General features: G+C 62.1%; 14 protein-coding genes and 1 pseudogene. 4 read left to right on the top strand and 11 right to left on the bottom strand.

The window, feature by feature from the left end; genetic code table 11:
- The first annotated feature begins 116 nt into the window (after positions 1–116).
- Positions 117–350 (top strand): DUF1289 domain-containing protein, encoded by a 234-nt coding sequence (locus EN984_RS04745; RefSeq protein WP_164748880.1) that lies wholly within the window; start codon positions 117–119, stop codon positions 348–350.
- A 7-nt stretch (positions 351–357) separates the two neighbouring features.
- Positions 358–1,062: a TIGR02281 family clan AA aspartic protease gene (locus EN984_RS04740; protein WP_127270820.1), complete on the top strand. Its 705-nt coding sequence runs from the start codon at positions 358–360 to the stop codon at positions 1,060–1,062.
- A 10-nt stretch (positions 1,063–1,072) separates the two neighbouring features.
- Here EN984_RS04740 and dusA read toward each other — a convergent pair whose 3' ends face one another.
- On the bottom strand, positions 1,073–2,071 hold the full coding sequence (gene dusA, locus EN984_RS04735; RefSeq protein WP_127270818.1) for a tRNA dihydrouridine(20/20a) synthase DusA: 999 nt from the start codon (positions 2,069–2,071) through the stop codon (positions 1,073–1,075).
- Between the two features lie 177 nt (positions 2,072–2,248).
- On the bottom strand, positions 2,249–2,536 hold the full coding sequence (locus EN984_RS38125; RefSeq protein WP_164775891.1) for a hypothetical protein: 288 nt from the start codon (positions 2,534–2,536) through the stop codon (positions 2,249–2,251).
- 167 nt (positions 2,537–2,703) lie between these two features.
- Between EN984_RS38125 and EN984_RS38585 the strand changes: the two are divergent.
- A pseudogene (locus EN984_RS38585) lies at positions 2,704–2,817 on the top strand (conjugal transfer protein TraD); the annotation flags it as partial.
- A gap of 544 nt (positions 2,818–3,361) precedes the next feature.
- Here the strand turns inward: EN984_RS38585 and EN984_RS04720 are convergent.
- The 7 genes from EN984_RS04720 to EN984_RS04690 all read right to left on the bottom strand — a co-directional run bounded on the left by EN984_RS04720 (position 3,362) and on the right by EN984_RS04690 (position 10,478).
- Positions 3,362–4,177, bottom strand: coding sequence for a transporter substrate-binding domain-containing protein (locus EN984_RS04720; protein WP_164748881.1), 816 nt, complete (start codon positions 4,175–4,177; stop codon positions 3,362–3,364).
- Positions 4,178–4,215: 38 nt separating this feature from the next.
- Complete coding sequence (locus tag EN984_RS04715; protein WP_127270814.1) at positions 4,216–4,875, bottom strand: amino acid ABC transporter permease; 660 nt, start codon at positions 4,873–4,875, stop codon at positions 4,216–4,218.
- The gene (locus tag EN984_RS04710) at positions 4,872–5,516 is read right to left on the bottom strand and encodes an amino acid ABC transporter permease (protein WP_127270812.1); all 645 of its coding nucleotides are present in this window, start codon (positions 5,514–5,516) and stop codon (positions 4,872–4,874) included. Before EN984_RS04710 ends, EN984_RS04715 begins: the two co-directional genes overlap by 4 nt.
- On the bottom strand, positions 5,513–6,274 hold the full coding sequence (locus tag EN984_RS04705) for an amino acid ABC transporter ATP-binding protein (RefSeq protein ID WP_127270696.1): 762 nt from the start codon (positions 6,272–6,274) through the stop codon (positions 5,513–5,515). The genes EN984_RS04710 and EN984_RS04705 overlap by 4 nt, the downstream gene beginning before the upstream one ends.
- A 39-nt stretch (positions 6,275–6,313) precedes the next feature.
- A complete protein-coding gene (locus tag EN984_RS04700) occupies positions 6,314–7,483 on the bottom strand; it encodes an FAD-binding oxidoreductase (protein ID WP_127270694.1) in 1,170 nt (389 codons plus the stop codon).
- A 62-nt stretch (positions 7,484–7,545) separates the two neighbouring features.
- Positions 7,546–8,844 carry an aspartate aminotransferase family protein gene (locus EN984_RS04695; RefSeq protein WP_245465143.1) on the bottom strand — a complete coding sequence of 433 codons (1,299 nt, stop codon included), beginning with the start codon at positions 8,842–8,844 and terminating at the stop codon, positions 7,546–7,548.
- A gap of 86 nt (positions 8,845–8,930) precedes the next feature.
- Positions 8,931–10,478, bottom strand: a complete 1,548-nt coding sequence (locus tag EN984_RS04690; protein WP_127270807.1) for an aldehyde dehydrogenase family protein — start codon at positions 10,476–10,478, stop codon at positions 8,931–8,933.
- A 290-nt stretch (positions 10,479–10,768) separates the two neighbouring features.
- Between EN984_RS04690 and EN984_RS04685 the strand changes: the two genes are divergently transcribed.
- Positions 10,769–11,605, top strand: a complete 837-nt coding sequence (locus tag EN984_RS04685) for an IclR family transcriptional regulator (protein ID WP_127327917.1) — start codon at positions 10,769–10,771, stop codon at positions 11,603–11,605.
- A 505-nt stretch (positions 11,606–12,110) separates the two neighbouring features.
- Here EN984_RS04685 and EN984_RS04680 read toward each other — a convergent pair.
- The gene (locus tag EN984_RS04680) at positions 12,111–13,001 is read right to left on the bottom strand and encodes a hydroxymethylglutaryl-CoA lyase (RefSeq protein WP_127270803.1); all 891 of its coding nucleotides are present in this window, start codon (positions 12,999–13,001) and stop codon (positions 12,111–12,113) included.
- The gene (locus EN984_RS04675; protein ID WP_127270801.1) at positions 12,985–14,499 is read right to left on the bottom strand and encodes a sugar ABC transporter ATP-binding protein; all 1,515 of its coding nucleotides are present in this window, start codon (positions 14,497–14,499) and stop codon (positions 12,985–12,987) included. The genes EN984_RS04680 and EN984_RS04675 overlap by 17 nt, the downstream gene beginning before the upstream one ends.
- Positions 14,500–14,539: the final 40 nt, after the last annotated feature.

Genomic DNA, 14,539 nt, shown 5'->3' with positions numbered 1-14,539 from the left:
GCATTTGCCGCAAAGCCGGCCCCGAAGGGCGCAATCGCGAGGGCTTGCATTGGCTTTGCCATTGCACCATGTGGAGGTGGAACAAGGGATTCCGGATGGAAGCCCAAGAGAAAGTCATGACGGCCATCGAATCCCCGTGCATCCTGGTCTGTTCGATCGACATGAAAACCGGCTTCTGTTTCGGTTGCGGTCGCACGCGCGAGGAAATCGGCGCCTGGATCGGGATGACGACGGAAACGCGCCGCAGCGTCATGGCGCAATTGCCGGCCCGGCTGGAGACGGTCGAACGCCGGCCGCGCCGGGAAACTCGCCGCACCCGTATGGCGCGCGAACGCGGCGCGCTATCGTGAGGTGCGGATGAGCCGGTTGTTCTGGATTTTGATGGCCGCGATCGGGGTGGGAGCAGTCCTGCTCATGCTCAATGATTCCGCCGGCAGCACGCTCGGCGTCGAGAACAACGATTTCAGCCGGCTGATCTGGCTCGGTGCCTTTGGCGCCCTTATCGGCGCCGGCCTGCTTCGCTCGGGCCGCCCCCTGGGCGCCATGGCCCGCAATCTCGGCGCCTGGGCGGCGATCGCACTCGCGCTGATCGCCGGCTACCAGTATCGCTATGAGTTGCAGGATGTCGCCAGCCGGGTGACCGCGGGCCTTGTTCCCGGCAGCCCGCTTGCGCTTGGCGTCGAGGACGGCCACGCCACGGTGACGCTCGACAAGGCGGACAACGGCCATTTCGAAGCGCGCATCCTGATCAATGGCAACCCGGTCCGGGCCGTGGTGGATACCGGCGCGACCAGCACCGTGCTGACGTCGCAGGATGCGCAGGCCGCCGGATTCAATCCAGCGGCGCTCAACTACACCATACCGGTTTCGACCGCCAACGGCATGGCGCGCGCCGCGGCCGTGAAAACCGATCAGATTGCGATCGGCGGCATCATGCGCAGGGATATGTCGGTGATGATCGCCGCACCCGGAATGCTCAGCCAGAGCCTGCTCGGCATGAACTTCATCGGTTCATTGTCGGGTTTTGACGTGCGCGGCGACCGCATGATCCTCAGGGATTGATCCCCGAAGCTCAAGCCGCTTCGGCTGCTGCGCCACCGAACTCGACGGCCGCGTAAGCCGTCTTCAGCACGTCCGGGCCGGCCCCGGGTTTTGTCGCGTCCGTGGACAGGATCTGCCGGTAGCGGCGCGCACCGGGCAGGCCATGGAACAGTCCGACCATATGGCGGGTGACATGGCCAAGCCGCCCACCCTGCTCGATATGGCGTGCCGCATAGTCCGCCATCGCATCGATCAGCGCGGCGAAATCGAACGGCTCGGACTGGACGCCGTAGAAAGCGGCATCGACGCCGGCCAGAATGCCGGGCGTGTGGTAGGCGGCGCGGCCAAGCATCGCGCCATCGACATGACCGAGATGCTTCTGCGCCTCTTCAATCGACTGAATTCCACCATTGATGCCAATGAATTCGTTATGTTTTCTGACCTTCAGCCGATAGACCCTGTTGTAGTCGAGCGGCGGGATGTCACGGTTTTCCTTGGGGCTCAGCCCTTCCAGCCACGCCTTGCGTGCATGCACCCACAATGCGTCGGCGCCGGCATCGAAAACCCCATCCGTCAGCGCATCCAGGGCCGGCTCCGGATCCTGCTCGTCGACGCCGATGCGGCATTTAACGGTCACGGGGATCTTCACCGCCGCTTTCATCGCCGCGACGCAGCCGGCGACGAGGTCCGGCACTTTCATCAGGCAGGCACCGAACGTGCCCGACTGGACGCGGTCTGACGGACAGCCGACATTGAGGTTGATCTCGTCATAGCCAAAGGCCTCGCCAATGCGGGCAGCCTCGGCGAGCTTTTCACGATCCGAGCCGCCGAGCTGCAGCGCGACCGGATGTTCCACCGCATCGAAGCCGAGCAGCCGCTCGCGCGCGCCATGGATGACCGCGTCGGCCACCACCATCTCGGTATAAAGCAGCGCATGGCTTGTCAGCTGGCGGTGGAAGAACCGGCAATGCCGGTCCGTCCAGTCCATCATCGGGGCCACAGATAGCCTATGATATTGATTTTGCAGCATTTTTTGTTTAACATCAAATCGTTAGAACGTGCCAAGTGCACACAATTTACGCCAGAATACGACCCTTTTTCGCCACGTTTCGATCTCTCAGTGCACACGGAGCGCACACGAAAAAATGGCCACCTACACAAAGCTCTCGTCCGGGTCCTGGCGTGTCCAAGTCCGTCGCAAAGGTCGCTACGTCAGCGAAACCTTCCTGCGCCGAGACGACGCACGCCGCTGGGCGACGAAACCGAGCGCCAAGTCGATCGCGGTGAGACACCGGCAAAGTCTCGAACAGCGCGCCTGAAAACCTTCGGCGAACTCATCGACCTTCATATCGACGACATGTGCGATATAGGCAAGTCCCCTCGCCGCTCCAAGGCCGCAGCCCTCGCTATGCTCCAAAGACATCTCGGCAAGTGCAACATCGCGGCTCTCGATCGCGAACGGCTCATTCGTTTCGGCCGTGACCGGGCTGCCCAAGGTGCTGGACCGATGACGCTAGGCATCGACATCGGTTTCGTAAAACTCATTCTGGCTCATGCCGTTGCGGTGCACGGGCTGCCCGTCAAGGTCGAACCGGTTGATCTCGCGCGGATCGCCCTGAAGAGGCTTGGCCTCGTTGGCAAAGGCAACCAGCGGGATAGGCGGCCGACAAATTGCAGAGCGCTGAAGGCGAGCATGCACGAGATCTATGGGCCGCGAAGGGTCGGCAGGCGTTCGATGCTGAACGGCGTGAAGAGTGGATGGGACGGCGAACTTAGCCACGGTTGGCGCGAGCAACGGCCAGCACGAAGCCCGAACAGCAGACTTCCGCCGGTGCGCCAGCGCCGCAGTCAAGCTTGCGCAATAAGTTTTCGCGCTCTTCGTCACTACCGGCGACAATCTTCTCTCGGAAGGGCGCAAGACTTGAGTTGGCGAAGCTCGTCAAAGCAGGCGCTGCCCTAGGAGCAAACTTCAAATGCCAGATCGTGTTCCCCTCGAAACCTCCCGCGCCCCACAGATGCGATCATGCACACTGCGCGTTGATAGAAGCTCTATAGCCAAGGTGCGAGCCAGCGGCACTGCTCTGCACAGCAGGAACGGGCGTAAAGCGAGGGAAGCTCCTCGCCTTGGATGAGGTCGGCGAGCTGACAGTCGCCAGTGTCGTCCGAATTGATGTAGGCATCGGCGGCGACGTAGTCGACGGCAGGCATTTAGCACACGCTCGGATCGCAGCCGCGCAGCAAACGTCCAGGCCGCCCGCCTCGCTCGGTTTTCTTCCTAAAAACGGGAGGCACAGGCGGAGCGGCCCTTCATACCAGCGGCTTACTCGATGACGCGGGCGCCACCGACATCTGCGGCTGACGGATCCAGCCCGTAAGCCTTGAGCGCTTCCGCGATCGCGCCATCCTTGCGGTAAGCTTCTAGGGACGTGTCAACGGCCTTCGCAAGATCCTCGTTGCTCTTGTCCAGCAGGAAGGCGGTCTGCGACGGGTTCATGGTCGCATCGATGCGCGGATCTTGTTTCAGCGCATTTACCTTATAATTCTGTCCTTCGTTCTGAATGACAGCGGAGCCGAAGCCGTCGAGCGCCGCCTCAATACGACCGGCATGAAGGTCCTGCGCGAGGTTCAGCGACGACGGATAGGTCTTGGAGCCTTCGTAAAGCTTCTCCATGTCCTGGACCCATAAATATCCTTCAACGGTGCCGACCTTCTTGCCCAGCAGACCATCGACAGTATCAATGCCGTTGGTCGAGGTGACGGACAGTTGGTCGAGATAGACCGGCGTAGACAGAGCGACGACCTTCGCGCGGGCGGCGGTACGATAGAAGCCGCCAAGCGCGATGTCCGCGCGCCGCGACTGAACTGCGGAAACCGCGCCTGGATATGTGAAGATCTCATAAGCGATCTCCAGGCAGTTCTCCTTGGCAAAACGCTTCACGAGATCGCCGTCGATACCCGCGATGCCGCTGTCTTTTTCGAGCGAATACGGAGCGGTGTTGGTAAGCGCGACTGTGAGTTTGCCCGCTGACACGGTTTCGAAAACGTGCTGCGGCTTGCAATCCTGTGCGGACGCGACGCTGGCACCCAAGGCCGTAGCAATGGCCGCGGCCGAGATAATCTTACTCCAATTTTTCACTGTGCTCTCCTCTGACATTGATGGTTTTTGATTGCAGGTCAGCCGAGATGGCTGCCCAGCCTACGTTCGGTGTACGAGACCAGCCACCCGAACGGGACGGTGATGGCGAGATAGAACAGGCCCGCCAAGATCAGGACATCGAGGTAGAGGTAGGTGGCCGCACCCACGCGATAGGCGCGCGCCAGAAGTTCGGGGATGGCGATCGTGTATGTAAGGGCCGTCGCCTGGAAGATGAGAATGGCAAAGCCCATCAGTGCGGGTATTGCGAACAGGATTCCTTGGGGGATCACTACGAAGCGCAGGATGTCCCGGCGGGTCATGCCGAGCGCCCAGCCCGCCTCGATCTCACAATGCGGAACCGCGTTCAGACCGGCGCGAAGGATCTCGCTGGTGTAGGCGCCTGTCGTTAGCGCCAACGCAATCACGCCAGAGGTGAAGGCACTTACGGTCATCCCGGAAGCAGGCAATCCATAGTAGACCATCTGCAGGACGACGAGTGCAGGCGCACCACGCCCGATCTCGACCAATACCACCGCGAAATAGCGGACGAGCCTGTTTCCAGAGGAAGAGGCAAGCGCAAGAACGAGGCCGATAGGCAATCCGAACAGCAGCGCCAGGCCCGCCAACTGAAGACTGACAATAGCTCCTTGGAAAAGCTGGGGCGACCAGTCCAGCCAGTTAGCCAGCATCTCGCTCATTTCGCTTGCCCCCTTGAGCGCAGCCGCCCGTCCACGGCGCGTGCCAACACGACAACGGGTATGGACAGCACGATGTAGAGAAGCGCGGCGAAAATGAACGGCGCGAAGCTGCCGCCGCCGCCTTGAGCCTGCTGCGATGCGTACATCATCACGTCGCGGACACCGATCGTGGAGGCCACGGTCGTGTCTTTGAGCAGGCTAACAAGGAAGGTCGCCATGGGTGGAACCGAGACGCGCAGGACCTGCGGCGCCAGGATATAGCGCAGCGTATCCAGGCGCGACATACCGAGCGCCGTGGACGCCTCCCGCTGGCCCTTCGAGAGGGCCAGGAAGCCACCCCTATAGATTTCAGCGAGATAGGCCGTTGATACCAACCCCATGCCCAGGATGGCAGCCTGATATGAACTGAGAACGATCACTCCGCTGCCCAATCCGAAGAAAATAATGAACAGCCAGACGATCGGCGGGATTCCTCGGACAACGTCGATGTATAGGCGCGCCGGCGCGCTTAGCAGAAGCAACCGGGAACGTCGCATCAGCACCAGCGGCATGGCTGCGATGGCCCCGACTCCGAAAGCGCCGAAGGTCACCAGCAGCGTGGCCGGAACGCCTCTGAGCAGTGAAACCAGCAGGTCGATCATCTGCGATCGACCACGGCACGGAAGAACTGCCGCGTGCGGGGCGACGACGGATTGCGGATCACGGCATCAGGCGGACCCTGCTCGATGATCTCTCCATTAGCCATGACGATTACGCGGTCGGCGACGTCTGCGGCAAAGGCGATCTCGTGCGTGACGATGATCATTGTCATGCCTTCCTGGGCGAGCTCGCGCATCACGGCCAACACCTCAAGCCCGAGTTCGGGATCCAGGGCGCTCGTGGGTTCGTCGAAGAGCATCACCTTGGGGTCAAGAGCCAGGGCGCGTGCGATCGCGATACGCTGCTGCTGGCCACCCGACAGGCGCGCCGGATAGGCTTGCGCCTTGTCCGTAAGGTGTACGCGTTCGAGCAATTGGGCGGTGCGCGCGTCCGCCTGCTCCTTGGTGCGCCCCAGAACCCGCATCTGCGGCAGCGAAATGTTGCGCTGCACGGTCATGTGCGGAAACAGGTTGAAGGACTGGAAAACCATCCCGGTGGAACGTCGGAGCCTCAGCAGCTCTCCGGCGGACAGATTGCGGTCGACCGAAAACCGGATGGCACCCACTTCAAGGGTGCCGGATGACGGCTGTTCGAGCATGTTGATCGCGCGCAGCAGCGTGCTCTTCCCCGCGCCGCTGGGTCCGACGATCGCCACGACCTCGCCGCGCGTGATGTCGAGCGAGACGTTCTTCACGGCGTGATGGCCGCCATAGATCACGTTGATGTTCTTGATGCGTACGATATTTTCTGCCTCGGGCATGGCTTCTTTGTCCTTGCGCTAACGCCGGTGTCCCACTGGTCAAGCCGCCGCAGTATGTGTGCCCGGAACGTTTCTTTCCGGAGTTGGAGCGAGACTTTCGGTGCCTGGGATCGATGCGGGAGAGCCCTTGAGCACCCAGTCTGCGACGATCAGCCCAATCACCGGCGCAAGCTGAATCCCGTAGCCGCCCGCACCGGCCGCGGTGATCAGACCGGGCTCCGACTGATCGACTGGTCCGACATAGGGACGGTGGTCGGCGGTGACAGGGTAGAGGCCTGCCCAGCCCCGGCCGAGCCGGGCGCCCGGCAGATCAGGCAGGCGTTCGATCAGCATCTCGGCCAGCATGACCTTGGACCCTTCCTCGCACTGCTCGTTGTAGTTGTCCGGATCTTCGGGCGACGGCGAACTTACCTTGTGTATCTCGGCGATGAGCTCGCCCGCTTTCTCGTGCCGAAAGTTGAGTCCGGTGCCCTGCCCGTTCACCAGATCCATGACCATCGGCATTGTGTACGGGAGCGGCGCGTCCAAGTGGATTGTCAGCGCCTCGTGGCGCTCGGGGTGGATGTGCAGCGTCTGTCCGAGCATCTCGGCAACGCGTGGCGCCCAGGCGCCTGCCGCATTCACGACGAAGTCGCAGCCGATCGGCCCTTTGCTGGTGTCCAACCGATAGCCACCGGATGTCCGCGCGGCACCAAGCAGCTTGCGGAACTGGAACACCTCGGAGCCGAGCTTCTTCACCTGTTGCGCCAGCAGCGTGCACATTTCGTGGGGATCGAGGAAGCCGTCGTCCGGCCCGAAGATGCCGCCTTCGAGCCCATCTGAACTCAAGTGCGGCACGAGTTGCTGAAGCTCGTTCGCCTGGTAGACCCTGGATCTGAAGCCGGCATCGCGCTGGATCTCCACCGAGCGGGCGAACAGTTCCATCTGCTCGGAGGTGCGCGCCAGACGCAGGTAGCCGATAGGGCTGAAGCCGAGACCGAGGCGCTCTTGCCACCGGCGGACGCGCTGCACCGATTGCATGCGCAGCTGTATCTCGAACGGATCCGTGAGCTGTGTCCCAACGACCCCGACCGAGCGGCCGCTGGATCCTGACGCAATGGATTGTGCGTCGATGACGGTGACGCGAGCGCCCTGTTCCGCGAGCGCGTGCGCAGAACACATACCGAGGGTACCCGCACCGATGACGACGACGTGAGGAGAAGCTGTCATGTGACTTCCATCTGTTGCTGCGTCGTCCCGTGCCGGATGGATCCGGCGCTGGACGCGCTACGTCATTGCTTCGGAGCGATTGCTGCGAGGGCGCCGTCGATTGCGGAAAGGATCTCGCGTGCGTCTTCCTCGGTCATGGAGGTGGAAAGCGCGAAGAGTCCGTAACTCGCCGAAAGCACGCCGCGGTCGAGCAGACCCTTGTGGAACAGGTCGAGTTTCATGCGTACGGACGCACCCGGATAGACTGACCGGTAGTCCGTGATCGGCAACGCCGTGAAATGAACTTTGAAGAGCGAGCCGAGACCGACGCACTGCCCGTTGAGGCCATGGCGAGCAAGCGAGGCCGTGATGCCCTCGCGAAGCAGGCTGCCGATAGCGTCCAGATGCGCGAAGCTAGCCGGGGTCAACGCGCGCATCGCCGCCAGACCGGCTCGCATCGTCACCGGGTTCGCGGTGAAGGTGCCGCCATGCGGCAATGCGGGCTTGCCTTGTGTTGGATCGAACACCGCCATCACGTCGGCGCGGCCGCCGACGGCGCCGACCGGGAATCCTCCGCCGATGATCTTGCCGAGAGCCGTCAGATCGGGCGTGATGCTCCACAGGCCCTGCGCCCCCGAATAGCCAAGGCGGAGCGAGATCACCTCGTCGAAGATCACCAGCGAGCCGGCGGCATGAGCGATCTCGACCATCGCGTCGAGATAATCCTTTCGCGCGGGAATAAGTCCGGCGCGGTTCGGCATCGGGTCGATCAGAACACCCGCTATCGTGTCGCCATGCGCGTCGAAGACGGCACGCAGCGCCTCCGTATCGTTGAACGGCACCGCGATGACATCATCGAGAACTCCCTTCGGCGTGCCTTTCGCGTATGCCGTTGAGGCAGGCATGTCGCCCCAGTTGGCGGGCGAACTGTCCAGGCTGACTTCCGCGAAGTCGTAGGAGCCATGGTAGGCACCTTCGATCTTGACGATCTTCGACCGCTCGGTGAACGCCCGAGCCGCCTTGATCGCCATCATGACGCCTTCCGTGCCGGAGTTGGCGAAGCGAACCTGCTCGACTGACGGGAGGCGCTCCACCAACAGTTCAGCAAGATCAAGTTCGCTCTCGGTGGGCGCTCCGAAAGCCGATCCCCGGGGCATCTGGTCCACCACCGCGGCCGTGACGGCGGGATGGCCGTAGCCATGGATCATGGCCGTGAAATTGTTGATGCAGTCGTAGTAGACGTTTCCATCGACGTCCCAGACGCGGCAGCCCTCGCCGCGCTGGGCATAGATCGGAAACGGGTCGATGAAGACCGTTGTCCGGGTGTTTCCTCCCGGCATGACCTTGCGGGCCCGTTCGAACATCTCGCGGGACTTCGGCATTGAATCTGGATAGTGGCGCATAATCTTGTAAACCGATGAAGGAGACAGTCTTGGATGGCCGCGACGAAGGGCGCGACCTCTTTCGATCACTTGGTCATGATCGTGTGGCTCTGCTCGCGCAGGTACTGTGGCAGGAACCAGGAGCCGAGACCGCCCTTGCCGCTGACCCCGGTGCCCTTCCAGCCGCAGAATGGCTGCGCGCCTGGCCATGCACCCGTCGTTGCGCCGCTCGCACGGTTGGCATAGAGAACCCCCGCTTCGGCGGTGTCGAGGAAGTGACGCAACTCTTTTTGGTCGTTGGTAAAGATGCCGGCCGACAATCCGTAGGCGATGTCGTTGCCCTCTTCGATCGCGGCATCGAGACTATCAAAACCGCGGACGACCACGAAAGGCATGAAGAGTTCGTCGCGGGTCAGCCGGCCCGGACCATCAAGTTCGACGACCGTCGGCAGGACGTAGTTGTTCGCAAATCCCTGGCCCAGGGCGGCGCCCCCAAAATGCACCTTGCCTTTGCCCTCGACTTCCGACAGCGCTGCCTGGAAACGGCCGACTGTGGCGTCGCCATAGACAGGGCCCATAAAGGTCTCGGCCTTACGAGGATCTCCGACCACCAGCTTTCCAGCGAACGCTACCAGTTTCTCGATGAATTCCGCCTTGACCTTCTCGTCGACATACACGACCGAGCATGCGGAGCACTTCTGGCCTTGCAGGCCAAAAGCGGAGCGCGCCACCCCCTGCGCCGCGCGGTCGAGGTCGGCCTTGCTCGTCACGTAGGCGGGGTTCTTGCCACCCATTTCGGCGATGACGGGCTTCATGTGGGGCAGCGTTGCCATATGACGGAAGATGCTCATGCCGGTCTTATGGGAGCCGGTGAATGCAACGCCGTCGATGCCGTTGTCGGTGGCAAGAAGGCGCCCCACCTCTCCATCGCCAAGCACGATGTTGAAAACACCTTCGGGCAAGCCCGCTTTGCGAAGCGTTTCGGCAATCAGCAGTCCGGTCAGCGCGCAACCCGGCGACGGCTTGTAGACCACCGCATTGCCTGTCAACAGCGCACCCGTGACCATGCCGATCGACAAGGCGAGCGGAAAGTTGAAAGGAGCGATGACCGCGAAGACGCCATAGGGCTTCATGACGCTCGTAGCAGTCTCGTTTTCGACCAACACGTTCATGGGCCGGACGAACCCGTTGTTCGCCTTCATCTCCGATGCGTAGTACTCGACCATGTCGAGGCATTCCTCGGCTTCGCCGACTGCCTCGATGCGGGACTTTCCGATCTCGTAGAGCGCCGCCAAACCGAGGTCATATTTCCGCTCCGCAAGTGCCTCTCGCCAGCGAGCGCCGAATGCAAGGCGATCGTCCAGCGTCGAACGGTTCCAGGCCTTCGCGCCGGCCCGGGCTGCCTGGATCGCGCACTTGACGTCTGACGGGATTGAAACCGGGAACTTGCCGAGAGAGATTTTCTTGTCGATAGGGCTCAGGATCTCTTTCCGAGCGCCGGTCGCAAACGGCGTCGACCACTCGCGACCCAGTGTGTTCTTCTCGAAATCCGGGATCATTGCATCGAGGTGAGCGTGAACAGGGGAAAAATCCACCCCGATGTTCGAGTAGGTCACACGCGGGAGTTCAGCCATTTCAAGTTCCTCCGAAAATCGGTATTTATCCCGATAATCAGGATTTGGCTTGCGAGTCAATCGAGGGGCCCATAAAATGGAAATAATACCGAATTTCGGTATTATTCGTGAGGAGGTTTCGGGTTCGGGTTACCTAGCGGAGCCCGACAGCCGAGGGCGTGCGGCCGTTCGGCTATTCTACGGAGCCCCTCGGACTCGAGGCGCGGCGGGATAACGAGAGACCGACCTTGCCCCTCACGTCTGTTTTGAACGATAACCTTCTTGCAGTCGCAATTGTCAGATCGGCGTAGGTGCCCTTGAATACGAAATCGAAGAAGCCGAGCGCCAAGGACAGTCCCCTCGAGCGCTACATCTCGATCATGGAAACGGTCGCGCCGTTCGAGCATGGCTTGACGGCGATCGAGCTCGAAACGACGCTTGGACTGCCCAAAACCACGATCAACAGGCTGCTGCATGCCTTGATCGAAAGCGGGATGATCACCGCCGAGAGCGTTCGCAATCGGACATACCGCCTCGGCGATCGCTTGCTGCAGCTGCTACAGATGTCTCCGGATAGCGGCTGGCTGACGACGCTCGCGCAGCGACCGCTTCAGGATTTGGCCGACCGCACCGGCCAGTCGGCGTTCCTGTCGAAGTTCGACGGTACCGAGGTGCGCTCGGTCACCTGCGTCGCGCCCGACACTCCGGTCCGGACCTATGTCATGCCGGGTATGGCCATGCCTGTAAATGCGACCGCTTCGGCCAAGGCGATCCTTGCGTTTCATCCGCAGGAGACCGTGAACAGGATCCTGGCGACCGAGCTGCGCAGCTATACCGATCGGACTAAAACGAAGATCGCGGAGTTGACCAGGGAATTGGCGGAGGTTCGGCAGCAGGGCTATGCCATGGACCTGGCCGAGCATGTTCCGGGCCTGGGCTCGATCGCATTTCCGATAAGGCCGACGAGCGGTGAGGTGATGTACGCGGTGGGACTTACGGGACCCTACGGTCAGATCATAGAGCAAAACTTCAAGCAGCATTGCTCGGCGCTCGCAGAAGCCGCCCAGCGCATGGCAAAGCTGGCGCAGATGCACGCCTACAACGGATCGGCTTTGGCCGCAAAGAGTGCTGCAGCGGATCAGCGATAGGTCGGTGCTGAGAGGCCGGTCATCGCGCGAAGAGATGTTGCGCTTTGAACCTGTAGTTCGCGATATGTTCTCGACGGAAGTGAATGTCCGGCTCCATCCCTCTGAGAACCACCCAATAGAAACCTTGGAGGCTCGCCCATTGCATTCAGAGTAGCTGCTCGGATGGCAGATAATCTACATCGACCACCAGCGCGATTTCGTCGGCGTGAAGCTGTCGACCTGGCCGAAAGCGATCAATCAGTCGATGCGGATCGACATACAGAACCTGATGGGAACGATCGCCGACACTCTCCATTCGGTGTGAAGGCGATCGGGGCATTGGTACTGACGTTAACAACAAGGGCGGCACGCGCGCCAAAAATTCGATGCCTCGTCAAATTTTGCTAAAGCCGAGCGGGCAGCCAAGGCAGCAATATATAGCTCGTGTCGCATTTTCCGAGACGCCAGCCCCGAAGATCGGGACGGCACTGATTTCAGGCAAACTTGCTGCGGGGTTGTCGTGGTTTTATGGCTCGGCGAAAAACTTACCCTCGGCAAGCATGGTTTCGATGCCGGCCAGCAATTCGCGATTTATGCCGGTGGAAATCCCTTTCGACGCAAGGTGCGCCACCAGCGCGCCGCTGCGAAGATTGCCGGCCGCACCGGGCGCGTAGGGACAGCCGCCTAGCCCGCCGGCAGCGGCATCGAACACCCTGAGCCCGAGGTCCCAGGCGGTATCGACGTTGGCGAGCGCCAGGCCGCCGGTGTCGTGGAAATGCCCGGCCAGCCGCGCAGCCTCTGCTTCTTCGAGGGTTGCCAGCACCATGGCATGCACGCGCTCGGGTGTCGCCCTGCCGATCGTGTCGGCAACGGCGATTTCGGCGCAGCCGAGATCGCGCAGGCGCGCGACGACTCTCGCGGCCGCGCCGGGTTCGATCGGGCCTTCATAGGGACAATCGACGGCACAGGAGACATAGCCCCGCACCGGCAAGGAATGCTCGGCGGCCAGCGCGATCACTGGCACAAAACGAGCCAGCCCTTCCTCGATGGTACAATTGGTGTTTCGTTTCGAAAACGTCTCGGAGGCGCTGGTGAAGACCGCGAGTTCCTGCGCGCCGGCCGAGATCGCGGCCCGCGCACCTTGCTCGTTGGGCACCAGCGCGGACAGCATAAGCCCCGGGCGCCGCACAGCGCGCCGCATGACCTCATCATGATCGGCCATCTGCGGCACCCATTTCGGCGAGACGAAAGCCGTCGCCTCGATGCGGGCGAAGCCGCAATCGGCCAGCATGCCGATCAGGCGCAGCTTCTGCCCGGTCGAGACCAGCCGCTTTTCGTTCTGCAGGCCGTCGCGCGGACCGACTTCGACGATCGTGGCCTGCCGATCCTCACCGGGCGATTCAATGGACGGCGGCATACATGATCTTTTCTTCGGAGGCCTCGTCGATGGTCATCTCCTCGACGATACGGCCCTGGCGCGCCACCAGTATGCGGTCCGACAGATTGAGGATTTCAGGCAGATAGGACGAGATAACGACGACGGCCGCGCCCGCATCGGCAAGCCGCTCGATAATCTGATGGATCTCGGCGATGGCGCCGACATCGACGCCACGCGTCGGCTCGTCGAAGATGATCAGCGACGGCGCCTGGATTAGCGATTTGGCGATGACCACTTTCTGCTGATTGCCGCCGGAAAGCTCGACCACCCGAGCATTGGCGCCGATCGTGCGGACCTTCATCGTCTCGATCCATTCGGCCGATTGCCGGCGCGCTTCGCCAAGGCCGATTACCGAGACCGGATTGGAGCCCTTGGCCAGCTTGCCGAGGAATACGTTCTGGGCGATGTCCATCGTATCGAATAGGCCGTCGAGCTTGCGGTCCTCGGTGATATAGGCGACGCCGCGCCGCACGGCCTGCCGTGGCACGCGGAAGTGCACCACCTCGCCGCGCAGCGTGATGCGGCCACCATGGAAGAAGTCACGCTTCAAAACGCCCGCCGCGATCTTCATCATTTCGGTGCGGCCGGCACCGACCAGGCCGAACAGCCCGGTCACCTGGCCGGCAAAGACCGACAGCGTGGCGCTGCGCACCGCCTTACCCATCGAGACGTTCTCGAGCGCCAGCACCTTTTCGCCCGGGCGGCGCGCGACGCGTTTGGCGGCATCGTCGCCATAGAGCGTATCGGTCAGTTGCCGGCCAACCATCGCCTGGACGATTTTCTCGCGGGTGAGATTGCGCGCATCGTCGGTGACGATCAGCGCGCCGTCGCGCAGCACGCTGATGCGGTCGGCGATCGACAGCGCTTCTTCCAGCGCGTGTGAAATGAAGATGATGGAAGCGCCCTCGCCTTTCAGCCGCTCGACCAGGGCGAAGAAGTGCTGCTTTTCCTCCGGCGTCAGCGTCGCCGTCGGCTCGTCGAAGATGAAGATGCGGGCCTTGTGGTGAACCGCGCGGGCGATCTCGACCATCTGCTTCTTGGCGGCGCCGAGCGTTGACACCAGCGCGGTCGGCTCGACATGGAAGTTCAGCCGCTGCAGATGCTGCTGCGCCTTGATGTTGATGCCGCGCAACCGGTTGAAGAAGCTCTCTTCGCCGAGGAAGATGTTCTGGGCGACATTCATCGACGGGATGAGATTGGTTTCCTGGAACACCATGGCGATGCCGTGCTTCATGGCATCGGCGGGCGAGGAAAAGCCAACCGGTTTGCCGTCAATCAGCATCTCGCCCGACGTCAGCGGATAGAGGCCGGCCAGCACCTTGGTCAACGTCGACTTCCCCGCACCGTTCTCGCCGAGCAGCGCATGGACCTCGCCTTGCCGCAGCGTGAAATCGACGTCGCGCACCGCCGCGTTGCCGGCGAACGCCTTGGTGGCCTTGCGGAACCGGACGATCTCGGTCGCGTGGGGATCAGCCATGCCGGGCTCCACCGGATGTCGTGCCGGGCAGGCGCAGCAG

Origin of the sequence: Mesorhizobium sp. M7A.F.Ca.CA.004.12.1.1 (assembly GCF_003997835.1) — a bacterium.
Taxonomy (GTDB): domain Bacteria; phylum Pseudomonadota; class Alphaproteobacteria; order Rhizobiales; family Rhizobiaceae; genus Mesorhizobium.
This window is presented reverse-complemented; position numbering and strand designations above follow the sequence as displayed.